Origin of the sequence: Photobacterium gaetbulicola (assembly GCF_003025515.1) — a bacterium.
Lineage (GTDB): Bacteria > Pseudomonadota > Gammaproteobacteria > Enterobacterales > Vibrionaceae > Photobacterium > Photobacterium gaetbulicola.
Genome location: NZ_PYME01000010.1, coordinates 142,286 through 165,172, shown reverse-complemented (window position 1 = coordinate 165,172; position 22,887 = coordinate 142,286). Strand labels below are relative to the sequence as shown.

At 48.6% G+C, this 22,887-nt stretch carries 20 protein-coding genes; 10 read left to right on the top strand and 10 right to left on the bottom strand.

All coding sequences use genetic code 11. The features are described 5' to 3' along the window. Positions 1-39: 39 nt before the first annotated feature. Positions 40-1,410: an MATE family efflux transporter gene (locus C9J03_RS11070; RefSeq protein WP_044623117.1), complete on the bottom strand. Its 1,371-nt coding sequence runs from the start codon at positions 1,408-1,410 to the stop codon at positions 40-42. A gap of 164 nt (positions 1,411-1,574) precedes the next feature. Beyond that, on the bottom strand, positions 1,575-3,359 hold the full coding sequence (locus tag C9J03_RS11065; RefSeq protein WP_052829746.1) for a diguanylate cyclase: 1,785 nt from the start codon (positions 3,357-3,359) through the stop codon (positions 1,575-1,577). Positions 3,360-3,555: 196 nt separating this feature from the next. Here C9J03_RS11065 and C9J03_RS11060 point away from each other — a divergent pair, with 196 nt between their 5' ends. Further along, positions 3,556-4,170 (top strand): riboflavin synthase, encoded by a 615-nt coding sequence (locus C9J03_RS11060; RefSeq protein WP_044623119.1) that lies wholly within the window; start codon positions 3,556-3,558, stop codon positions 4,168-4,170. An 81-nt stretch (positions 4,171-4,251) separates the two neighbouring features. Here C9J03_RS11060 and C9J03_RS11055 read toward each other — a convergent pair whose 3' ends face one another. The 8 genes from C9J03_RS11055 to hutC all read right to left on the bottom strand — a co-directional run bounded on the left by C9J03_RS11055 (position 4,252) and on the right by hutC (position 12,734). Beyond that, positions 4,252-4,455: a CPXCG motif-containing cysteine-rich protein gene (locus tag C9J03_RS11055; protein ID WP_044623120.1), complete on the bottom strand. Its 204-nt coding sequence runs from the start codon at positions 4,453-4,455 to the stop codon at positions 4,252-4,254. A gap of 333 nt (positions 4,456-4,788) precedes the next feature. Continuing rightward, positions 4,789-4,983, bottom strand: a complete 195-nt coding sequence (locus C9J03_RS11050) for an HAD family hydrolase (RefSeq protein WP_052829747.1) — start codon at positions 4,981-4,983, stop codon at positions 4,789-4,791. 32 nt (positions 4,984-5,015) lie between these two features. Then, entirely contained in the window at positions 5,016-5,879 is an 864-nt protein-coding gene (locus C9J03_RS11045) for a fructosamine kinase family protein (protein ID WP_044623121.1), read from the bottom strand. Positions 5,880-6,139: 260 nt separating this feature from the next. After that, complete coding sequence (gene hutH / locus C9J03_RS11040; protein ID WP_044623122.1) at positions 6,140-7,672, bottom strand: histidine ammonia-lyase; 1,533 nt, start codon at positions 7,670-7,672, stop codon at positions 6,140-6,142. An 11-nt stretch (positions 7,673-7,683) separates the two neighbouring features. Beyond that, a complete protein-coding gene (gene hutU, locus C9J03_RS11035) occupies positions 7,684-9,375 on the bottom strand; it encodes a urocanate hydratase (protein ID WP_044623123.1) in 1,692 nt (563 codons plus the stop codon). A 55-nt stretch (positions 9,376-9,430) separates the two neighbouring features. Continuing rightward, positions 9,431-10,456, bottom strand: a complete 1,026-nt coding sequence (gene hutG / locus C9J03_RS11030) for a formimidoylglutamase (protein ID WP_044623124.1) — start codon at positions 10,454-10,456, stop codon at positions 9,431-9,433. Positions 10,457-10,466: 10 nt separating this feature from the next. Further along, a complete protein-coding gene (hutI, locus tag C9J03_RS11025) occupies positions 10,467-11,705 on the bottom strand; it encodes an imidazolonepropionase (RefSeq protein WP_044623125.1) in 1,239 nt (412 codons plus the stop codon). A gap of 318 nt (positions 11,706-12,023) precedes the next feature. Then, positions 12,024-12,734 carry a histidine utilization repressor gene (gene hutC, locus C9J03_RS11020; RefSeq protein WP_044623126.1) on the bottom strand — a complete coding sequence of 237 codons (711 nt, stop codon included), beginning with the start codon at positions 12,732-12,734 and terminating at the stop codon, positions 12,024-12,026. A gap of 306 nt (positions 12,735-13,040) precedes the next feature. On the opposite strand from hutC, the gene thrS reads away from it, so the two are divergent. The 9 genes from thrS to astE all read left to right on the top strand — a co-directional run bounded on the left by thrS (position 13,041) and on the right by astE (position 22,862). Continuing rightward, the gene (gene thrS, locus C9J03_RS11015; RefSeq protein WP_039462351.1) at positions 13,041-14,972 is read left to right on the top strand and encodes a threonine--tRNA ligase; all 1,932 of its coding nucleotides are present in this window, start codon (positions 13,041-13,043) and stop codon (positions 14,970-14,972) included. A gap of 3 nt (positions 14,973-14,975) precedes the next feature. Further along, complete coding sequence (gene infC / locus C9J03_RS11010) at positions 14,976-15,527, top strand: translation initiation factor IF-3 (RefSeq protein WP_082060595.1); 552 nt, start codon at positions 14,976-14,978, stop codon at positions 15,525-15,527. Positions 15,528-15,624: 97 nt separating this feature from the next. After that, a complete protein-coding gene (gene rpmI, locus C9J03_RS11005) occupies positions 15,625-15,819 on the top strand; it encodes a 50S ribosomal protein L35 (protein WP_007469870.1) in 195 nt (64 codons plus the stop codon). Positions 15,820-15,860: 41 nt separating this feature from the next. After that, the gene (rplT, locus tag C9J03_RS11000) at positions 15,861-16,214 is read left to right on the top strand and encodes a 50S ribosomal protein L20 (RefSeq protein WP_007469869.1); all 354 of its coding nucleotides are present in this window, start codon (positions 15,861-15,863) and stop codon (positions 16,212-16,214) included. 264 nt (positions 16,215-16,478) lie between these two features. Beyond that, positions 16,479-17,024: a hypothetical protein gene (locus C9J03_RS10995; protein ID WP_044623128.1), complete on the top strand. Its 546-nt coding sequence runs from the start codon at positions 16,479-16,481 to the stop codon at positions 17,022-17,024. 309 nt (positions 17,025-17,333) lie between these two features. Further along, positions 17,334-18,317, top strand: coding sequence for a phenylalanine--tRNA ligase subunit alpha (gene pheS / locus C9J03_RS10990; protein WP_044623129.1), 984 nt, complete (start codon positions 17,334-17,336; stop codon positions 18,315-18,317). An 18-nt stretch (positions 18,318-18,335) separates the two neighbouring features. After that, on the top strand, positions 18,336-20,741 hold the full coding sequence (gene pheT / locus C9J03_RS10985; protein WP_044623130.1) for a phenylalanine--tRNA ligase subunit beta: 2,406 nt from the start codon (positions 18,336-18,338) through the stop codon (positions 20,739-20,741). Between the two features lie 555 nt (positions 20,742-21,296). Beyond that, positions 21,297-21,593: an integration host factor subunit alpha gene (ihfA, locus tag C9J03_RS10980; protein WP_039462335.1), complete on the top strand. Its 297-nt coding sequence runs from the start codon at positions 21,297-21,299 to the stop codon at positions 21,591-21,593. Between the two features lie 216 nt (positions 21,594-21,809). Continuing rightward, positions 21,810-22,862, top strand: coding sequence for a succinylglutamate desuccinylase (gene astE, locus C9J03_RS10975; protein ID WP_052829748.1), 1,053 nt, complete (start codon positions 21,810-21,812; stop codon positions 22,860-22,862). Positions 22,863-22,887 lie beyond the last annotated feature (25 nt).

Here is a 22,887-nt window from a genome sequence, read left to right as displayed (position 1 = left end):
AGGCGACCAACGGCCGCCTTTTAATTCGCGCAAGCAAAATCACCGTAGTGACATCTGCAACTGTGAGTCATCATCTTGCTTCTGTACCCAGAGCAGGCGGTATGCCAGCATGATAGCGGCGGCGGTTAGGCCGACGATGTTCCCTATCCAGAAGCCGTGTGGGCCCATCGGGGAGACGATCCAGTCGGTGATCCCGAGGATATAACCGATTGGCAAGCCAAGGATCCAGTAAGCAATGAAAGTGCGAATAAATATAGCCCGCATGTCCTTATAGCCCCTGAGTGCTCCGGCTGCCACTACCTGGATAGCATCGGTACATTGGTAGATGGCTGCGAGGAAGAGCAGTTGTCCAGCGATGTAGATAACCTCGCGGTTATCGGTATACATCTCGGCAATAGGCTCGCGCAGTACCACTGTCATGACCGCCGTCACCGCTGCGATACAAAAAGCCACAATCAAACCACTGCGGCTGGCGATTTTGGCCTCGGTAAAGTCTTGGCGTCCTAGCAAGTGACCGACCCGGATACTCAGGGCGGCACCTAGGCTCATCGGGATCATGAAGATCAACGAAGAAAAGTTACTTGCGACCTGATGGGCGGCGACGATCGTCGAGCCTAACGGAGAGATCAGCAAGGCAATAACCGCAAAAAGCGAGACTTCGAAGAAGATCGAGGCTGCAACCGGGAAGCCGAGGCGAAATAGGCGAATAACCGCTTTCAGCTGGGGTGGGTGCCAACGGTCGAAAATACCAATAGCGCGCAGCTTTTTGTTGAAACGGATATAAACCAGCATCGAGAAGAACATCAGCCAGTAGACGATAGCGGTTGCTACACCGCAGCCGACCCCGCCGAGCGCTGGTGCGCCGAATTTGCCGTAGACGAAGATCCAATTGAGTGGAATATTGGCGGCAAGGCCGATAAAGCCAATCACCATCGACGGGACTGTCATCGATACGCCTTCAGAAAAACTCTTCAGGGTCTGGAAAAAAAGAAAGCCGGGAACGGCAAAGAGTACGGCATGAAGATACCCAGTGGTTTTTTCTGCCAACGCCGTTTCGACATCCATAAAATCAATCAGGGTGCCGGCATTGTACAGCACCCAAATGATCGGTACGGAAATCAACAGCGCCAGCAAGAAGCCATGTTGGACCTCAAACGGAATGTTATCACGCTTACCTGAACCATTCAGGGTGGCGACAATTGGAACCAGGGCAATCAGCAAACCGACACCAAAAAGGATCGCCGGTAACCAAATGCTTGCCGCTACAGATACCGCCGCCATATCCGTTGCACTGACGCCTCCGGCCATAACCGTATCTACAAACCCCATCGAGGTTTGGGCAACCGATGCAATCAGTACCGGGATCGCTAATTTGAGTAAGAGGCGGGTCTCGCGCCGATAGTTATGCACAGAAGTGCTCCTGGTTGAAGAGAGGAATGACGCGAGAATTATAACGGTTCGCCAAATTGGCACAATTCACATCGAATAAAAATTATCATTTCATTCTCTAGATTTGATATCAATAGCTTAGCGAAGTATTTATCTGCCGCTCTCTTGCTGCCTGAGCCACTGATTTAGACCTCGTGATCATCAGCTGTCGGCTCTATCACAGCGCGATTCTTGCCCTCTTGCTTTGCCTGGTAGAGTAGCCTGTCGGCAACGGCATAAGATTTTTGCGGCAGGGAAGTGCAGCGACTGACACCGATACTGGTCGAAACTACCACTGAGGTAATGCCATTTGTATAAGGGTGACGTTCAAGCTGCGATAGCAGCTGATGGGTGATTTTCTCGATTTCTAGTCGAGGTACATCTGCCATCCAGACGGCAAACTCCTCGCCACCAATACGGCCAAACAGGCAATTCGCAGGCAAAACAGCCTGACAAGTCGCCGTGAAATGCTTGAGGATATTATCGCCTTCGATGTGACCGTACGCATCGTTAATAAGCTTGAAGTTGTCGATATCCATAATCAGCAACCAACCGTCTTGCTCTCTACATTTTTCATCAAGCTGCTGCCAAAAATAACGGCGGTTGGCAATTCCCGTGAGGCCGTCGAAGTAGGCCATCTGTTGCAGTTTGGTATTGGCAGTGCTAAGCGCTTGAGTTCGTTCTTTTACTCGTGCTTCAAGCTCTTGGTTTTGACGTTCTAAGAGGGCATTGAGGCGTTTGGTCTCCTGCTGTTGGCTATCGAGTTCATGAATGGTCAACTCGAGATTTCGCTGCATCTTATTGAACGATTTGGCCAGTGTCCCTAATTCGTCATCCCGGGTGATGGTAATCTGGCTTCCCCATCGTCCCTTGCTGATTTGCTCTGCCGCTTGGGTCAGGGCTTGAATTGGTTGATGGAGCTGCCAGGCAGCTTTCTTGCCGAGCAGGATGGCAACGAGCACTAAGACGGCGGTCAATAGGATCGCGGCTCGCTGGGAGGCACCGAGTTCAGGGGCAAAGTCAGTCAATGGGGAATAGAAGGCAATTTTGACAAGGTGATCTTGGCCGATATTGTAGTCGCTGATAAATCCAGCCCATTGTTCACCATTGTGGTCAACCAGCAGCAAGCTGTTGCCTTTGTTGCTATCTGCTTTGATCAGGCTATCAAGGATTGGGGCGGTGGATTGGTTGATGGCAGGAAGCTCACCGTTGCTCGGTGTATGAGCGGGAGAGGTACTGGCAAGAATAGCTTGGTTTTTATCGTACAGCACGACATCACCATGCTGGCTCAGTTTGCTCTTGTTCAGTTCATGCACAACCGTGTTGAGTGTTAAATCCAGTCCCCAGACACCTAACAGTTTGCCGCTATCATCGCGTTGCGCCTGCGACAATGTAATACCTAGCAGGGTTGGGTCAAAGGCACTGGCGTAAATGTTGCTCCAGACCGGCTCATTGCTGTCGATGGCATTTTGAAACCATGCTTTTTCTAGGGCATCGAAGTTTGTTGTTGTTTCGAGTAGCTGGCCTTTGTGACCATCGTGATCGGAGGAAAAACGATTCAAGTTACCAGCTTGATTAGAATCAGTTTCAATCAGGAAATACTGGTTATTTTCTTGATGGCCCATAGAGAGCAATCCACCGTCGACATTCGCGAAATAGAAATAATCGATTTCATTGTGGTGGTTTAACACGGTTAGTAGATGGTTGAGCAATGTTTCCCGGTTTTGCACCTTGCTGTTGAGGGCTTTCTGAATACGGTCCTGATGCTGATAGACTTGGTGCGCATCAGTGAAAAATTCCCTGAGATGGGAAATTACCCCTTGGCTGGCATGTTTGTAGATGTGCTCAATCGTCAGGTGGACAACACGCTCGGTACTGTTGTGCCAGAGCAAGCCGATAGGCAGCGCCGTTAGGACAACCAACAACGCCATCAACACCTGAATTTGCAAATTAAGATTTTTTCTTAGGTGTCTTAGCATGCGGAGTCCAACTTAGTACATTTTGCTGTAACCTTCTAAATATGTGCTGAGGATATAGGGTTAAGCCTGATAGTGCAATTTTGCTTGCTTTTTACACGGCCGATTTATTGTTAACATACTGAAAGTTATCTGATCATCAGGAGTCGATATGTTTACCGGAATTGTTCAGGGTACAGCACAAGTTATTGCTATCGAAAAAAAAGAAGCGTTTCAAACTCATGTTGTCCGATTATTCGGCAAGATGCGGGAGGGGTTGGAAATCGGTGCTTCAGTTGCCCATAACGGTTGTTGCCTGACGGTCACGAAACTGGAAGGGGATAATGTTTCTTTTGATCTGATGCAGGAAACACTGGCTGTGACTAACCTCGGCGAACTCAGCGCCGGTGATAGTGTGAATATTGAACGGGCGGCCAAGTTTGGTGATGAAATTGGCGGTCACTCAATGTCGGGGCACATCAATGCGGTAACAACGATCGTTGACATTGAAGTATCGCCAAACAATACAACTATTTGGTTCGAAATCCCCGAATCCTACAATAAATATATCTTGCGCAAGGGATACATTGGTTTGGATGGCTGCTCGTTGACGATAGGTACGGTAGCTGAGGATCGTTTCTGTGTGCATTTGATCCCTGAAACCTTGCAACGAACCCTATTTGGTGTGAAGAAAGTCGGTGCTAAAGTCAATATCGAAATCGATCCTCAAACCCAAGCCATAGTCGATACGGTTGAAAGGGTATTGGCTGAAAAAGGCTTAGGATAATTGACTCAAGTAAAATAGAAACCCCTACGGTTCAGTAGGGGGTTTGAATATCGGATACGGCATCTAATAACAGCCAATGGACTAGAAAATCTGCTCATCATCGGCATCGACAAATAAGTTGATGGTCTTATGTAGCTCATCAACTTGCATATTTAGATGGATGGCGTGGCAGCAGGCAGGACAGTCATCATAGAACTCTTGGCTGCCGGCACTGGCATCAAGAGTAATAGGGATGTTGTGGCCACAGTGTGGGCATACTACTGTCTGCTCTGTGTAATTCTTCATAGTGTACTCCTTGCAAACTTAAGCCAAGAATTAGCATCCAAGTTGCAATAATTCCCGAGAACGCGACTGGTTCAGTTCAATGATTTAACTTTAGCGTTAAGCATTCGTTTTCGCCTCAAATTATCTATAAAGTTTGAACTCACAGAAAGTTATGACAAAGAAGAGAGTTGCAGCGATCAGATATTAAAAAAAGACTGGACGTATAAATTTCTGTTTATATTGGTGAAATAAATATTAGGTCAGAAATGGCACATTTTGCGAGTGCAAGGACAGAGTAAAAAGGTGTAAACAATATCATGGTTACATTTACACCTTTGTATCTAAGCAACGGTATCAGATGATTGCAATTAATTGCTTATTTACTTCGGGTAACGAGTTAAGTTTGCGGTTGGCAGTTGACCAGCGTGGACCATTGGCATATACGGCATCAGGGACGGCCACCCTTTTCATTTGGGCCGCTTTCGCGGCCAGCAGGCCGGTTACCGAGTCCTTGACGGCAATAAATGACTGTGGGCTAACACCGAGCACATCAGCAGCGTTGATGGCGAGAATAATTGGGCCTATTTCAGCCCTAGCTCTTCCATCATATGTTCTGCCTGGGTGATGTAGCTACCGCCGAACAGGTTGCAGTGGTTGAGCACATGGTAAAGGTTGTAGAGCGTTTTGCGCTTTTCATAGCCGTCTTCCAGCGGCCAGACAGACTGGTATCCTTCGTAGAAGCTGGGTGGGAACCCACCAAACAGTTCGGTCATAGCGATATCACATTCACGATCCCCCCAATAGCTGGCAGGATCATAGATGATCGGGCCAGTCACGGTAACGGCGGTATTGCCATGCCAGAGATCGCCATGCAGCAACGAGGGCTTGGGTTGGTGGTGTACCAGAAGATCGATTACTTTACTGGTGATCGTATCGATATTGCCAAAATCGATGCCTTTTTCCGAACAAAGCTGCAATTGCCAGGCAATGCGTTGTTCAGCGAAGAAGCGGCACCATTTGCGGCACCATTGGTTGGGCTGCGGGGTCAAGCCAATGTAGTTATCGAGGTCAAAGCCATACTCCCCCTGTTCGCCCCAGGCATGCATCCGAGCCAACTGCTCCCCAAGCGTATAGGCAGATTGGTTATCGATCACTTTCGTCGGCAGGTAGTTGAGGACAATAAAAGCCCGGTCTTTGGATGTGCCGAGGTGGATAAACTGGGGTACTTGGATACAGTCGGTTTCGTTGAGTAGCCTCAGGCTCTCCGCTTCTGTCTCGAACATGACAAGCCGTTCGCGATCGTTGAGCTTGACGAAGTAACGGTCGGTACCGTCTCCGATGCAGTAGCATTCATTAATGTCACCGCCTTCAAGTACTTCCTTTTCGCTGATTTTGAATGGTCTATCCAATACCTCAGAAAGTTGGTGAGAAATTGCTTGCCACATAGCATCCTCCACGAAACATCAATTTGCAGTTGGGCTTATTGCCTCTTCAACATAGTAGTCTATTTATTGAGCTAATAACTGGGTATTTATCAAGGTTTTAATGTTCTCAGACGAAAAAGAATGCGATTTTGTACGGGAAGCGCACGTATTCCCTGCATAACAGGATAGAAAAAGTGCAAGTAATGAATAGTCTACTGGCCGCAGTATGAAAAGTAAGCCGGCAGTGTTTGCCAGCTTAAAATAGGATAGCGGCAAGTTGGTTACAGGCTCGGAAGCAGTTGCGAAGGCATTAGGCTGTTGTAATGCGCTTCCAATAGTAGCTCATTGGCTTTTTCGATATCCGGAGCGAAGTAGCGATCCTTGTCGTAGAAGCTCACCCGGGCGCGAAGCATTTCCTTGGCTTGCTCAATACGCTCTGAACTGCGGTTTGGCGTGCGGAAATCCAAGCCTTGTGCCGCGGCAAGAAGCTCGACAGCCAAAATCCCGCGGGTATTTTCTGCCATGTCTTTGAGCCTGCGGCCGGCAAAGGTGGCCATCGAGACATGATCCTCCTGATTGGCCGAGGTAGGCAAACTATCGACCGAAGCCGGATGGGCAAGGGTCTTGTTCTCGCTGGCCAGTGCAGCTGAAGTGACCTGCGCTATCATAAAACCGGAGTTTACCCCGCCGTTATCCACCAAGAATGGCGGCAGTTTGCTGAGCCCGCTATCGATCAACAGGGCCATACGACGCTCCGACAGGCTGCCAATTTCGGCAATGGCCAGCGCAAGGTTATCAGCTGCCATGGCAACCGGCTCTGCATGAAAGTTACCACCGGAAATGATGTCGCCATCATCAGCGAATACCAGTGGGTTGTCAGAAACGGCATTGGCTTCGATTTCCAGAATATCCGCAGAATGGCGGATCTGCTGCAGGCAAGCCCCCATCACCTGAGGCTGGCAGCGAAGCGAGTAGGGGTCTTGGACTTTTTCGCACTGCTGGTGAGATAAGCCAATCTCGCTTTCTTTGTCTAGCAAATGGCGGTAGGCCATCGCGGCATCAATCTGGCTGCGGTGACCACGAACGCGGTGGATACGTGGGTCAAACGGACGGCGGCTACCAAGTGCAGCATCAACCGACATTGCACCACAGACGGTGCCCGAGGCATACAGATCTTCTGCGGCAAACAAGCCTTCCAGCGCAAATGCGGTGGACGCTTGTGTGCCATTGAGCAGTGCGAGACCTTCTTTCGGGGCCAAAGTGATAGGCTCTAAGCCAGCAATCTTCAATGCTGCCGCGCCGCTGATAACCTCGCCATTGTGACGAGCTTGTCCTTCACCCAATAGTACCGTGCTCATATGTGCCAACGGGGCAAGATCCCCCGATGCACCAACCGATCCTTTCTGTGGGATGCAAGGGTAGACTTCGGCATTGACCAGGGTGATGAGCGCATCAACCACCTTGGGGCGGATCCCCGAGTAACCGCGGGCAAGGCTATTGATCTTCAGTGCCATCATCAGCCTGACCGTATGATCTTCCATGAACTGACCAATGCCAGCGGCATGGGAAAGAACAATACTGCGCTGCAGAGTTTCCAAATCTTCAACGGCGATACGGGTATTGGCGAGCAAACCAAAGCCCGTATTGATGCCATAAACGACTTTGTCTTCTGCGATCACCTGCTCAACGGCCTGGGTACTGGCTAACATGTCATCATAAGCTGCACTATTGAGTGACAGGGTCACCTTGTGGCGGCTGATGTGTCGCAGTTGCTTGAGAGACAGTTTCCCTGGATTGATTTCAATTTGGTACATACAACGTCCTGTTACTTCTGAGTTGATGGGATCATCGGCAAGTCAAGGCCTTGCTCTTCGGCGCAGTTAACCGCAATGTCGTAACCGGCATCAGCGTGGCGCATCACACCGGTCGCTGGGTCATTGCGCAGCACACGGCCAACGCGTTCAGCAGCTTCATCGGTTCCGTCACACACAATGACCATGCCTGAGTGCTGCGAGAAGCCCATACCCACGCCACCACCATGGTGTAGTGAGACCCAAGTCGCGCCAGATGCGGTATTCAGTAGGGCATTAAGTAGTGGCCAGTCTGACACAGCGTCGGAGCCGTCCATCATGCCTTCGGTTTCACGGTTAGGGCTGGCAACAGAGCCAGAATCGAGGTGGTCTCGACCAATGACAATCGGTGCTTTCAGTTCACCGTTCTTGACCATTTCGTTGAACGCTTGGCCCAAGCGAGCGCGATCCTTCAAGCCAACCCAACAGATACGTGCTGGTAAACCTTGGAACTGGATACGGTCACGAGCCATATCGAGCCAATTGTGCAGGTGAGGGTTGTCAGGGATCAGCTCTTTCACTTTTTGATCGGTCTTGTAGATATCTTCCGGATCGCCAGAAAGCGCAGCCCAGCGGAAAGGACCTACACCTTCGCAGAAGAGAGGGCGGATATAGGCTGGAACAAAGCCCGGGAAGTCGAAAGCATTCTCCACGCCGACTTCAAATGCCATTTGGCGGATGTTATTACCGTAATCAACGGTGGCAGAGCCGGCTTTTTGAAGGGCTAGCATCGCTTCGACTTGAACAGCCATCGACGCTTTGGCAGCTTTTACGACCTCAGCTTCGTCGCTCAGGCGCATCTCGGCAGCATGCGCCATGGTCCAGCCTTGTGGTAGGTAACCATTTAACGGGTCGTGGGCAGAGGTTTGGTCGGTGGTGCAATCAGGCACGATGCCACGGCGAACAATTTCAGGGAACACATCGGCGGCATTGCCAAGCAGACCAACAGAGACAGGCTTTCCGGTTTGTTTGGCTTCTTCGATAATCGCCAACGCTTCATCAAGAGAAGTCGCCTTGCAATCTACATAGCCGGTACGTAGGCGGTAGTCGATGCGGCTCTCATCACATTCAACGGCAATCATTGAGAAGCCGGCCATGGTGGCCGCCAACGGCTGAGCGCCCCCCATTCCGCCCAAGCCTCCCGTTAGGATCCAACGACCAGAACTGTCTCCACCGAAGTGCTGTTTTGCCATGGCAACAAAGGTTTCATAAGTCCCTTGCACGATGCCCTGAGAGCCGATATAGATCCAGCTGCCTGCGGTCATTTGGCCGTACATCATCAAGCCTTCCTTATCGAGCTCGTTGAAATGCTCCCAGTTAGCCCAGTGCGGAACCAAGTTTGAGTTGGCAATCAATACCCGCGGCGCGTTAGTGTGGGTTTTGAATACACCGACAGGCTTGCCGGATTGAACCAGCAAGGTTTCATCTTCTTCAAGGCGCTTTAGCACCTCGACAATTTTGTCATAGCACTGCCAGTTCCTTGCAGCACGACCAATGCCGCCATATACCACCAAAGCGTGTGGGTGTTCCGCAACATCGGGATGCAGGTTGTTCATCAACATCCGAAGTGGGGCTTCGGTTAACCATGACTTGGCATTTAGCGTTGTGCCCGTCGGGGCAATAATGGTACGGCTTTCGTCCAAGCGAGGTTGGGTATCTTGTGTCATGTTGCTCTCCTTGCAATGCTGTCACTGTAATGTTTTATAAAGACAGCGGCGTTAATTAACGTAGGGCACGGGCGATGGTCCAGGCCAATCGCGCAGCGAGTCGTGCTGTTTGGTTGTCGATATCAAATCTCGGGTTATATTCCGCCATATCAGCAACCAGAACTTTCTTGTCTCCTGAGGGAGTCTCGGCAGCTAATACGGTATTTATTAATGGCTCAATGATGTCCTGCGGTACACCGCGAGCTGCGGGTGCGCTGACGCCCGGTGCGGTACTGGCTGGGAACACATCGATATCTATGGTCAGATAGAGGTAATCACATTGGGCGATAAAGTGTTCCAGTGACTCTATCACCAGTGGTAAGCGCTGGTGGGTGAGTTCACAGTCATCGAAATAAAGTACACCAAGCTTGTCGGCTTTTTTATACAGTGCTTGGGTATTAGCTGCGCGGCTCAAGCCGAGGCAGGCATAGTTGAACGGCCAGCCTTGCAATTCGCAAAATCGTGCAATTTGCTGGAATGGCGTGCCTGAACTGCCTTGCTCGGCAGAACCACCTGATGGCGGGTTCCGAAGATCAAAATGGGCATCGAAATTGATGATGCCAATTTTGGGAACCGGAAGTGGGGTGTCTAACTCGTCGGGTTCAATAACACTTTCTTGAGCGTGCTGCTTTTGTAGTAGATGACTGCCTATCCCCTGAAAAGTGCCCCAAGCCACCTCGTGACCACCACCGAATACAATCACTTTGTGTTTCTGGCGCAGTGCTCGGCAAACATCTTCACCTAAGCGTTTTTGAGCCAGCTCTAGGTTGCCATCGTTGCAGGAAATATCGCCGCCATCGTAAACGGGCTCGGTATGGTGCCAGGCTAGGTTTGCCAGGGCTTTTCGAATCGTGATAGGGGCATCATAGGCACCAGTACGGCCTTTGTTGCGAGAAACACCTTCATCACAAGCAAAACCAAGCAGCATAATACCTGCATCATTCACTTCATCCGCAGGCTTGATCACTTCATGCCAACGTAACCCGAGGTTACCATCTTCTGGATCACTTCGACCTTGCCAAACACTCATATCTACCGACATAGGATTATCCTTACTGCCCTGTTCCAGTTTGGTGAAATAGCGGTTGATTAAATAGCTCACCATTGACTATCCGCGATTTGAGATCTGGCACACCAAGGCGGTATGACAGCTCAGCAGGGTGAGATAAATTCCAAATGGCTAAATTCGCTTTCATACCCGCGCAAATTTTCCCTTGTTGCTCCTCTAGTCCAAGTGCTTTGGCGGCATTGACAGTGACACCACGCAGGCACTCTTCAGGTGTTAACCGGAACAAGGTACACGCCATGTTCATCATGGTGCGGATAGAGGCGATGGGTGATGTACCAGGGTTAAAGTCAGTGGAAATCGCTAAAGGCACGTTCAGTTGACGTAGCTGATCAAGCGGTGGCATTTGGCTTTCACGAAGAAAATAAAATGCGCCAGGCAGCAAGGTAGCCACAGTGCCACATGCGGCGAGTGCTGCCACCCCCTCGTTATCGAGGTGTTCAATATGGTCAACAGACAGGGCCCCCATCCGTGCAGCCATGGCACTGCCGCCCAAGTTTGAAAGTTGCTCTGTATGTCCCTTAATGGCAAGGCCATGCTTTTGTGCTGCTTGGAATACTTGCTGGCACTGGCTGGTGCTAAAACCAATGCCTTCACAGAACACATCGACGGCATCGGCTAAGTGCTCTTGGGCAGCTGCTGGAATGATTTCATCGCAGATGAATTGGATATAGCTATCAGGATCACCCGCGTATTCTGGTGGGAGAGCATGGGCTGCGAGCAAGGTCGTCGATACATTGATATCAGGCATTTCTCCAATGCGGCGAGCTACCCTGAGCATTTTCAGTTCATCTTCAAGGGTGAGGCCATAACCTGATTTAATCTCGACGGTGGTTACCCCTTCATTCTTCAGGCCTTGCAGGCGCTCGCACGCTAACTTGAAAAGGGTATCTTCTGATGCTTCGCGGGTTGCACGTACCGTTGACAGGATCCCACCGCCTGCTTTGGCGATTTGCTCATAAGGCACACCATTAAGGCGTTGTTCGAACTCTTCTGCGCGGTTGCCGGCAAAGACGAGGTGAGTGTGGCAATCGATCAATCCCGGTGTCACCAGCGCGCCTTGGCAGTCAATGACTTCAGGGTGACCGTGACAGTCAAAATGCTCCTTGTGGCCGGCATACATAATCATGCCATCTTGAATACCAATCATGGCATCGCCGATGACTTGGTAGCCAGCTTCGCCCGCAAGGGTGACCATATTGACGTTTGTCAGCACTCTATCCATTTCGTGACCCTGAAGTTATTTACTATCACTAGCATTTATTGCTAGTTGCGTTTATGTATATACAAATTAATAGGCAATTAGAGGTTAAAGTTCAAGGCGGGATGTAAATGAAATGTGATCGTAATTGTAATTAATTGCTGACAATCGTTGGGTTATGAGAGGGATCGCACGTTTGAAATGCGTTTATGCAGAGAAAGATTTTGAGGAGTGAATAGATCCTAGTTCCTAGAATACGAACCTTGGTTGTCAGGAAAAGTAATTAAAGCCAATGCCGATATGCCATGTTTTTGTAAGGCCTAGGCTTTTAGGATCTAGCAGCTAAATCCCTACCTGTGTACGCGAGCTCAGCTTGTATTTATTGCCCGGATGATAGAGTAGGGCTGTGCTGATCAGGTGTTGGTTGCTCCAGGTACGGCGATTAAGCAGCAGGCAAGGAGCCTGCGGGCTGACATTAAGCAAATCGGCCACATGCTGGGGAGGAAGAAGCGCCTCGACCGTATGCTCAATATCACTGAGCGGGCAGGTTTTGACCAGGTATTCATTGGGGGTCTGTCCGGTAAAGTCCTGTTGGATATAGCTGGGCGCATGGCGTGGGTTGACCCATCGCTCTTCGAGTTGGATGGGTATGTTATTTTCGAAGTGGACGATTTGGGTGAAATAGACTTCTGTGCCTTGGCGTACGCCCAATCTTAATGCGATATCTTCGGTGGCATGAATAGTCGATTGCGAAATTACCTCTGAAGAATAGCGGTGGCCGCGGTTTTTTACTTCTTCGGCAATGTTGCGGATCTCCATCAAGGGAGATTCGGCTTTTTTGTTACAGACAAATGTCCCCAACCGTGGCGTTCTTTCAAGGAAACCCTCTTTAACCAACTCCGTGATGGCTTTGTTGGCTGTCATGCGGCTTACTGAAAATTGGTCAGATAGCGCCATTTCCGTCGGGATCTTGTGGCCCGGTGGCCATTGGCGGGTATGAATCCTTTCTAACAGGTAACTTTTGATCTGCTGATAACGAGGTGACTGAGCCATAACGCTTTTCCTAATTGCCTATACAAATCAAAGCAACATTTGTTGTTCATTTCAAGTTTCTGGGTGCTTTTGCGTGAGGTGACTACAGTAATGAAGGGCTTGGGCAAGTTAGAAAATAAAATGTGAGGTGGCTTTGCAATCTGTCATAGGCGTTTGTTATAGTTGCTGCTTCGCTTAGCGGTTTTGGTCTGCTCAGTATTGCAGCGCCGGATCTCTGAGCTTTCTTTTATTTAGCTCTCAAAGCTTTATATTTTTAATTCAACATGTCTTGCTTGGTGTGCAAGACCACTGTGAAAGGATATTTACATGCCTGTAATTACTCTTCCTGACGGCAGTCAGCGTCAATTTGACAACCCAGTTTCTACAATGGAAGTCGCGCAATCGATCGGTCCTGGTCTTGCGAAGGCAACTATTGCCGGTCGTGTTAATGGTAACCGCGTAGACGCGTGTGACCTTATCGAAGAAGATGCTAGCCTTGAAATCATCACGGTTAAAGACGAAGTAGACGGTCTTGAAATCGTACGTCACTCATGTGCTCACCTTCTTGGCCACGCTATCAAACAGCTTTACCCAGAAGCGAAGATGGCGATTGGTCCAACTATCGACAACGGCTTCTACTACGACATCGATCTAGACGAGTCGCTTACGCAAGAAGATCTAGAAAAGATCGAAAAGCGTATGAAAGAGCTGGCGAAGACCAAGTACCAAGTTATCAAGAAAAAGGTCAGCTGGCAGGAAGCGCGTGATGCATTCGAATCACGTGGCGAATCGTACAAAATGGAAATCCTAGACGAGAACGTATCACGTGATGACCGTCCGGGCCTTTACCACCACGAAGAATACATCGACATGTGTCGTGGGCCACACGTGCCTCACATGGGCTTCTGTCAGCACTTCACCCTGCTGAATGTTGCGGGTGCATACTGGCGTGGTAACAGTGACAACAAGATGCTTCAGCGTATCTACGGTACGGCTTTCCACGATAAGAAGGCACTTAAAGCTCATCTTACTCGCCTCGAAGAAGCGGCTAAGCGTGACCACCGTAAAATCGGTAAGCAGCTAGACCTGTTCCACATGCAGCAAGAAGCACCGGGTATGGTGTTCTGGCACCACAATGGTTGGTCTATCTTCCGTGATCTAGAAGTATTCATCCGCGAGAAATTGAATGAGTACGGCTACCAGGAAGTGAAAGGTCCACTAATGATGGACCGTGTGCTTTGGGAACGCTCTGGTCACTGGGACAAGTACGCTGATGCGATGTTCACGACGTCTTCTGAGAACCGTGAGTACGCGATCAAGCCGATGAACTGCCCGGGCCACGTTCAGATCTTCAACCAAGGTCTGAAGTCTTACCGTGACCTACCGCTACGTATGGCTGAGTTCGGCTCATGTCACCGTAACGAGCCATCAGGTGCGCTACACGGCATTATGCGTGTACGTGGCTTTACTCAGGATGATGCCCATATCTTCTGTACAGAAGAGCAGGTACAGGCTGAAGTAACTAGCTGTATCGAAATGGTTTACGATACCTACAAGACATTCGGCTTCGACAACATCGTTGTTAAGCTGTCTACTCGTCCAGAAAAGCGTGTAGGCTCGGATGAAATGTGGGATAAAGCTGAGTCGGATCTAAAACTTGCGCTAGAATCAATGGAGATCCCTTACGAGATCCAAGAGGGTGAAGGCGCGTTCTACGGTCCTAAGATTGAATTTACTTTGCACGATTGTCTAGATAGGGCTTGGCAGTGCGGTACAGTTCAGTTAGACTTCGCACTTCCTGAACGTCTAGGTGCAACTTACGTTGGTGAAAACAACGAGCGTCATACGCCAGTTATGATCCACCGTGCTATTCTTGGTTCACTAGAGCGTTTTATCGGTATCCTTATCGAAGAATATGCTGGCTTCTTCCCAACTTGGTTGGCGCCTCAACAGGCGGTTGTGATGAATATCACTGATGGCCAGGCAGAATATGTTCAACAAGTAGTCGAAAAACTTCAAAAATCTGGAATTCGTGTGAATGCGGACTTGAGAAATGAGAAGATTGGCTTTAAAATTCGCGAACATACTTTGAAGCGAGTGCCTTACATGCTTGTTTGCGGCGACAAAGAAGTTGAAGCAGGCGAAATTGCAGTTCGTACTCGCAAGGGTAAAGATTTGGGTAAATTTAAGATTGACGATCTTGTTGCTTACTTGCAGCAAGAGATTAGCAGTCGCAAGCTCAATATTGTGGAGGAATAAGGTATTAAAGGCGGAAGAAGAACCCAAGCACCAGTTAAGCAGAATGCACATCGTCTGAATGGTGAAATTCGTGGCGTACGCGAAGTACGTCTTACTGGTCTTGACGGTGAGTCAATTGGTGTTGTTTCTATCGAAGAAGCAATGAATACTGCTAATGAAGCTGGTGTTGATCTAGTTGAAATCAGCCCTAATGCCGAGCCACCTGTCTGTCGTGTGATGGACTATGGCAAGTACCTGTTCGAAAAGAGCAAGGCTGCTAAAGAGCAAAAGAAAAAGCAGAAACAAATCCAGGTTAAGGAAGTTAAATTCCGTCCTGGTACAGACGAAGGCGATTATCAGGTAAAACTGCGCAACCTGACTCGCTTTTTAGAAGAGGGCAACAAGGGTAAAGTCACACTGCGTTTCCGCGGTCGTGAAATGGCCCACCAGAGTCTTGGTATTGATCTTCTAAACCGAATTAAAGAAGACCTAGGCGACCTAGCGGTTGTTGAAAGCTTCCCTAATAAGGTTGAAGGTCGTCAAATGACGATGATGCTTGCCCCTAAGAAGAAGTAATTACGGCATTCAAGTAGCACAAAGCGCTGCTTACCCGCAGCGCTTTTTGTTCGCCTGATTACTATGTTATTAACTATCAACAATGCGGAGTCTCATCATGCCTAAGATGAAATCCAACAAAGGTGCTGCTAAGCGTTTCAAGAAAACTGCTGGTGGCTTTAAGTTTAAGCACGCAACTAAGCGTCACATCCTGACTAAACGTACTACTAAGAACAAACGTCAGCTTCGTCCAAACGCTATCCTTCCTGCATGTGAAGTGGCAGCTGTTGCACGTATGCTTCCGTTCGCTTAATCGTTTTTAGTTTTATATTTTAATTTAGTTAGGAGTCTCCTATGCCTCGCGTAAAACGTGGTGTACAAGCACGTGCACGTCACAAGAAAGTTCTTAAACAAGCTAAAGGTTACTACGGTGCACGTTCACGTGTTTACCGCGTAGCTTTCCAAGCAGTAACTAAAGCTGGTCAGTACGCTTACCGTGACCGTCGCAACAAGAAACGTACTTTCCGTCAACTATGGATTGCACGTATCAACGCTGCTGCTCGTCAGAACGGTATGTCTTACAGCCGCTTCATCAACGGTCTTAAGAAAGCATCTATCGAGATCGATCGTAAGATCCTTGCTGACATCGCTGTATTCGACAAAGCTACTTTCACAGTACTAGTTGAAAAAGCAAAAGCTGCACTGTAATTTCAGTCAGTTTTGATGTGGAAAGGAGAGCTTCGGCTCTCCTTTTTTCGTTTTCCCACCTACACCAGACAACCACTTTCATCCCTTCGAATTAGTCAGACTTTCAGCCCGCTTATATTCTCTAACCTTATGAATCACATCATCGATTTTACTGATATTTAAGATGACAAATATCAAAAAAATGATAGGTAATTGTGTGCATAGCGTGTTGCGCGTGATAGTATCTGTTTTTTTCAATATATTCATTAAAAACAGGAAGTTAAAATGAAAACTCATTATATTAAGGTTGGTGTGGTTGCAGCAGCGGTAGCGCTTCTTTCGGGGTGTGAAACGACAAATGCTATTCCATACAAGGCTTCTGCTAGTAATGTCGCAACGATTCAAACCACATTGAATGACGACTCAAATTTAGCAGTGGGCAAGGTTACCATGAGTGATGATGTGTCTTTGCTTTGTCGCCTCAATGGGGATGTGGTGGTTTACCCTGGTAAGACAATTCCTGAGTATGTCCAAGATGCATTCCTGGAAGAGTTAATCATGGCCCAGAAGTATAACGCCAAAGCATCTCAGGTGAATATTGACTTAGAAGAGGTATCGTTTAGCTCTGTGACACCCGCTAATTGGCAAATAACAGCCAATGTGGCATCCAGCAATGGTGAAAGCTTCATTGTTAACGTTAAGCATGAGTTCGACACCAGCTGGTCAGCAGCCGGTGCCTGTAAAAATGTTGCAGATGCATTTGGTCCAACAACTCAAGCGTTGATCAAAGAAATTGTGAATAACGAAAAATTCGCATCTCTTTCGCAATAAACTGTATTCAAACAGGTTCGTCAGTTATTGAAAGCCCACAAGTTGTGGGCTTTAATTTTATGCTTATAACACTATGGCCTAAGGCTGTATTGGCATAATTTTGGTAACGGTGAGTTTCCCGCCTGAGCGGCAAATTACAGCGGAAATCATCAATTAGCTCAACCTAAAGAGTAAATGGTGTTTTTTTCACACAATCCAACGGTTTTCTTACGATTGGATTTGGATTTAGACGCATGTTTCTTTAGTATGTATCGTTACGCGAATTTATATCTCCCTAAAGGACGCCACCTGTAGGTGGATGAGGAAACGATGCAACATCTAGACGAGATTATTGCCAACGCAACGGCAGCTATCGAGCAGGCTGATACATTAGTCGCTCTGGACGAAGTCCGTGTCCAGTATCTGGGCAAAAAGGGTGAATTGACCCTTCAACTTCAAAGTTTGGGTAAGCTTCCACCAGAAGAGCGCCGCTCTGCTGGTCAGGAAATCAACAAGGCTAAAGGTGTTGTTCAGCAGGCGATTGTCGCTCGCAAAGACGCACTGCAGCGCGCTGAACTAGAAGCGAAGCTTGCGGCTGAAACTATCGATGTGACCCTACCTGGTCGTCGCATTGAAAATGGTGGCCTGCACCCAGTAACGCGTACGGTTGAGCGTATTGAGCAGTTTTTTGGTGAGCTAGGCTTTAACACTGAGTCTGGCCCGGAGATCGAAGATGCATTCCACAACTTCGATGCGCTGAACATTGCTGAAGATCACCCAGCACGTACCGACCACGATACTTTCTTCTTCAACCCTGATCTAATGTTGCGTACTCACACGTCTGGCGTTCAGATCCGTACGATGGAAAATGGCAAGCCGCCTTTCCGTTTCATCGCTCCGGGCCGTGTATACCGTAACGACTACGATCAGACGCATACGCCAATGTTCCACCAGGTGGAAGGTATGCTGGTTGATGAGAACGTTAACTTCGCGCAGCTAAAAGGCATCCTTCACGACTTCCTATGCAACTTCTTCGAAGAAGAAGTGGAAGTGCGTTTCCGTCCTTCTTACTTCCCGTTTACAGAGCCTTCAGCTGAAGTTGACGTTAAAGGCAAGAACGGTAAATGGCTTGAGGTACTAGGTTGCGGTATGGTTCACCCGAACGTACTTCGCAGTGTAGGTATCGACCCTGAGAAATACTCTGGTTTTGCATTTGGTATGGGCGTTGAGCGTCTAACCATGCTTCGTTACGGCGTAAACGACCTTCGTGCGTTCTTCGAGAACGACCTTCGTTTCCTAAAACAATTCAAGTAATCCAGAGGTTCATACACTATGAAATTTAGCGAATCTTGGCTTCGTGAGTGGGTAAACCCTGCGGTTACAACTGACGAGCTAACTCACCAAATCACTATGGCTGGCCTAGAGGTAGACGACGTACTACCTGTAGCAGGCACTTTCACTGGCGTTAAAGTGGGTCAGGTTGTTGAGTGCGGCCAGCACCCAGACGCTGACAAACTGCGCGTAACCAAAGTTGATGTTGGTGAAGAAGAACTACTAGACATCGTTTGTGGTGCTTCTAACTGTCGTCAGGGCCTGAAAGTGGCTGTTGCGACTGTTGGCGCAGTACTACCAGGCGATTTCAAAATCAAGAAAGCCAAGCTACGTGGCCAGCCTTCTCACGGTATGCTTTGTTCATTCACAGAACTGGGTATCGACGTTGAGTCTGACGGCATCATGGAGCTGGCAGAAGACGCGGTAAACGGTACTGATTTCCGTGAATTCCTAGGTCTGGACGACGTTACTGTTGATGTTGACCTAACCGCAAACCGTGCTGACTGTTTCAGCATTCGCGGTCTTGCGCGTGAAGTTGGCGTATTGAACCGCGCTGACGTAACTGAGCCAGCGGTTGAAGCGGTTGCTCCGTCTATCGATGACACTGTATCTATCGAAGTGAAAGCACCTGCAGCGTGTCCGCGCTACCTTGGCCGTGTGGTTAAGAACGTAAACGTTCAGGCAGAAACACCACTTTGGATGCAAGAGAAGCTACGTCGCTGTGGTATCCGTTCAATCGATCCGGTTGTCGACATCACTAACTACGTTCTACTTGAGCAAGGCCAGCCAATGCACGCGTTCGATCTTGCGAAGATCGAAGGGGGTATCGTGGTTCGTTTGGCAGAGCAGGGCGAGAAGCTAACACTGCTAGACGGTACTGAAGCTGAGCTAAACGCTGATACCCTAGTTGTTGCTGACCATAACAAAGCACTAGCTATCGCTGGTATCTTTGGTGGTGAAGAGTCTGGTGTAACTACCGAGACTAAAGACGTGCTGCTAGAGTGTGCATTCTTCGCACCTGACCACATCCGTGGTCGCGCACGTAGCTACGGCCTGCACACTGATTCTTCAATGCGTTTCGAGCGTGGTGTGGACTACGCACTACAGGTAAGCGCAATGGAGCGTGCCACTCAGCTGCTAGTTGAAATCTGTGGCGGTGAAGTTGCACCAGTTGTTGCACAGGAGTCAGATGCTGATCTTCCTAAGCCAAACACAGTTGCACTTCGTCGTACTAAGCTAGACAACCTACTAGGCCACCACATTGCTGATGCAGAAGTGGTAGAAATCCTAGAGCGTCTAGGCCTGACTGTTGAAACTACAGAAGCAGGTTGGACAGCGACTGCACCAACATGGCGTTTCGATATTGCTATCGAGCAGGATCTGATTGAAGAAGTTGGCCGTATTTACGGTTACGACAACATTCCTAACCAGAACCCAGCTGCAGCACTTAAGATGCACGACCACGTTGAAGCAAACCTTCCTCTTAAGCGTGTTCGTAACTTGCTTGTTGACCGTGGTTACCAAGAAGCGATCACATACAGCTTCGTTGAGCCAGAGCAGCAGAAACTGATCGTTCCTGGTGTTGAGCCGCTAGTACTGCCGTTCCCAATCTCTGCGGAAATGTCAGCGATGCGCCTTGGCCTTATCCAAGGTCTGCTTAACACGGTTGTTCACAACCAGAAGCGCCAGCAGCCACGTGTTCGCCTGTTCGAATACGGCCTACGTTTCATCCCATGTGAAACGGCTGAAAACGGCATGCGCCAAGAGCCAATGCTGGCTGGTGTTATCGCGGGTACTCGCAGCGAAGAGCACTGGGACATCGAAACCAACACTGTTGATTTCTTCGACCTGAAAGGCGACCTAGAAGCTATCCTTGAGCTTTCTGCTAACGAGAAGGCTTACAGCTTCGCGGCCCTTTCTTCTGCAAATAAAGAGCAGCACCCAGCTCTTCACCCAGGTCAGTCTGCGGCGATTATCGTAGATGGCAAAGAAGTGGGTGTGATCGGTACTGTTCACCCTGAGCTAGAGCGTAAGTTTGGCCTGAACGGCCGTACTATCGTATTCGAGATCGAATGGTCTGCGATCAACACTAAAGTGATCCCAGAGGCTGTTGCTCTGTCTAAGTTCCCTGCAAACCGTCGTGATATCGCGGTCGTGGTTGATGAAACCGTAGCTTCTGGCGACATCGTTAACGCTTGTCTTGAAGCGGGCGGCGAGTTCTTGACTGACGCTAAGCTGTTCGACGTTTACGTAGGTAAGGGCGTTGAAGATGGCAAGAAGAGCTTGGCAATTGCCCTGACTCTACAGTCTGTTGAACGTACATTGGAAGATGCGGACATCGCGGGCTCTGTTGACGCTATCGTTGCCCACGTTTCTGAGAAGTTCGGTGCGTCACTGCGTGACTAATCGATCCGCTTGACGGATAAAAAGCCCTACCAATCTGGTAGGGCTTTTTTTTGCCTTAATGACACGTATTGTCCCATCACTTATTGCAGCGTGACTTCTGAAAATAACCCGCCAAGGTTGAAAGTACAGGGGCTTTTTTAAGTCATTGTTTTACAAATTCGTCTATAGGGTTGTAAATTTTTTGATCTGAATCTAAATACTGTAACTTTCTGATAAGTAGAGATATTTTCTATTTAAGTCTGAAATGGTAGCGGAATATGTTGAGTGTTCGGTGTTTTTTAGAAATATTTACCAGTAATTATTCGAAATAAGCACAACAGGGTGCATGAAAGCCGTTCAATTCCACTCGCGAAAATCAATTATTTAAAGATAAGTTGACATAAAAAAGTTGGCGGAAATCAGCTAGTTGGCATAAACTTGTCTCTAGTTAGGATTGAGCGTGCTGAAGCCGGCTATTTCAGCGGTTTCTGGCTTCTGCCTGACTCGACTAATTCGCTGTGGGAATGGCTTACGTCTTCCTGCAATCCATTCAATATAGTCTTGAGGGAATTATCTATGGCGCTCACAAAAGCCGATTTGGCTGAGAACCTGTTTGAAAATGTTGGATTGAGCAAACGGGACGCCAAGGATACGGTGGAAGTCTTCTTTGAGGAAATCAGAAAAGCGCTTGAAAGTGGTGAACAGGTAAAGCTATCAGGTTTTGGTAACTTTGACCTTCGCGACAAGAACGAGCGTCCGGGAAGAAATCCCAAAACGGGTGAAGATATTCCAATTTCTGCTCGCCGTGTTGTGACTTTCCGTCCAGGTCAGAAACTTAAAGCTCGCGTAGAAAATATCGAAATCGAAAAGTAATTGCGAACTTATTGACGAAAACAGAGCCCGGGTAAGGTGTGTAGAACTTACCCGGGTTTTTTATTATTACTCAGCTGACTTACCAGCGAAGATACGGTGCTCATGTGTTACAATTTGCACGGGTAATGTTAAATTTATGTTTTAATGAGGTTTCTGCAGCGGTAGAATGAACCTGTTCCATTAGCTCGGGATTAGCTAATAACATGGAGGTAGGTAATGGGAATGCTACAGCGAGTAAAAGAAGGGAAGTTTCTTGAAGCAACACTGGACATGGCCTTGCCCGAAGAGCAGGGACATTGGCTGACAGAGTCCGGCATGGAATGTGAGTTGCTAGGAAGAGGCCTTTTATCGTTCTCACCTGCTTTTAGTTCGTCTCAGGACGAACAGCCAAAAGACATCGTCCTTTCCTCGGGGGTGCATGGGGACGAAACTAGCCCAATTGAGTTGTTACAACGATTGGTTGAGCAAATTTTGTCTGGCGAAATTAAACCTGCTCATCGGCTATTGGTGATCATTGGCCATCCTGAAGCGATTAATCGGCACCGCCGTTTTGTCGATGAAAATATGAACCGGCTGTTCAAGGCCGAAAACCCTGCAACCAATCCTGATTGTATCCGAGCTAACACGCTTCAATCCGCAGTGAAGTCTTTTTTCCAGCAAGGTGAAAAGCATCAACAGTCTCGCTGGCACCTCGATTTACACTGCGCAATTCGAGATTCTGAGCACTACACATTTGCGGTTAGCCCTTTCTCCAGTCACCAAACCCGGCAACGCGATCTGTTTGCCTTTTTACAGCGCAGTGACATTGAAGCGGCACTATTGTCAAACTCTCCGTCGCCAACCTTTAGTTGGTATAGCGCAGAGTTTTTTGGCGCACAGGCCCTAACGTTGGAGTTGGGCAAGGTCGCCCCTTTTGGTCAAAATGATCTGCAGCGTTTGTCTTCGTTTTACCAAGCCATCGTGGATCTGGTTACACACTTATCGCCGAACTATCAATGGCAGCAAGATAAACTTACTGTATATAAAGTGACGCGAACATTAATAAAACAGAGCGAACACTTCATGCTGAATTTCCCGGATGACCAAGCCAATTTTACTATGTACCCTCAGGGGACTTTGCTGGGACGTGATAGGGATCTTGAGTACTACGTATTGGAAGAAGGTGAAGCAGTGGTCTTTCCTAACGCCAATGTGGCAATAGGGCAGCGAGCTTGTTTGTTGGTGCAGCAGGCTAAGGTCTTGGTAGGTGAGCAAATTGTAGCTCAGTAGCTGGCTGTGAATGTGCGATTTAGGG

Excerpts from the sequence above, each read along its gene's own strand:
- pheT (WP_044623130.1), top strand. The coding sequence starts at position 18,336 with ATGAAATTTAGCGAATCTTGGCTTCGTGAGTGGGTAAACCCTGCGGTT.
- hutC (WP_044623126.1), bottom strand. The coding sequence starts at position 12,734 with ATGGCTCAGTCACCTCGTTATCAGCAGATCAAAAGTTACCTGTTAGAA.
- C9J03_RS11065 (WP_052829746.1), bottom strand. The coding sequence starts at position 3,359 with ATGGCGTTGTTGGTTGTCCTAACGGCGCTGCCTATCGGCTTGCTCTGG.
- hutU (WP_044623123.1), bottom strand. The coding sequence starts at position 9,375 with ATGACACAAGATACCCAACCTCGCTTGGACGAAAGCCGTACCATTATT.
- thrS (WP_039462351.1), top strand. The coding sequence starts at position 13,041 with ATGCCTGTAATTACTCTTCCTGACGGCAGTCAGCGTCAATTTGACAAC.
- hutI (WP_044623125.1), bottom strand. The coding sequence starts at position 11,705 with ATGGATAGAGTGCTGACAAACGTCAATATGGTCACCCTTGCGGGCGAA.
- hutG (WP_044623124.1), bottom strand. The coding sequence starts at position 10,456 with ATGTCGGTAGATATGAGTGTTTGGCAAGGTCGAAGTGATCCAGAAGAT.
- C9J03_RS11055 (WP_044623120.1), bottom strand. The coding sequence starts at position 4,455 with ATGAAGAATTACACAGAGCAGACAGTAGTATGCCCACACTGTGGCCAC.
- rplT (WP_007469869.1), top strand. The coding sequence starts at position 15,861 with ATGCCTCGCGTAAAACGTGGTGTACAAGCACGTGCACGTCACAAGAAA.
- C9J03_RS11060 (WP_044623119.1), top strand. The coding sequence starts at position 3,556 with ATGTTTACCGGAATTGTTCAGGGTACAGCACAAGTTATTGCTATCGAA.
- C9J03_RS10995 (WP_044623128.1), top strand. The coding sequence starts at position 16,479 with ATGAAAACTCATTATATTAAGGTTGGTGTGGTTGCAGCAGCGGTAGCG.
- astE (WP_052829748.1), top strand. The coding sequence starts at position 21,810 with ATGGGAATGCTACAGCGAGTAAAAGAAGGGAAGTTTCTTGAAGCAACA.
- rpmI (WP_007469870.1), top strand. The coding sequence starts at position 15,625 with ATGCCTAAGATGAAATCCAACAAAGGTGCTGCTAAGCGTTTCAAGAAA.
- hutH (WP_044623122.1), bottom strand. The coding sequence starts at position 7,672 with ATGTACCAAATTGAAATCAATCCAGGGAAACTGTCTCTCAAGCAACTG.
- pheS (WP_044623129.1), top strand. The coding sequence starts at position 17,334 with ATGCAACATCTAGACGAGATTATTGCCAACGCAACGGCAGCTATCGAG.
- C9J03_RS11045 (WP_044623121.1), bottom strand. The coding sequence starts at position 5,879 with ATGTGGCAAGCAATTTCTCACCAACTTTCTGAGGTATTGGATAGACCA.
- ihfA (WP_039462335.1), top strand. The coding sequence starts at position 21,297 with ATGGCGCTCACAAAAGCCGATTTGGCTGAGAACCTGTTTGAAAATGTT.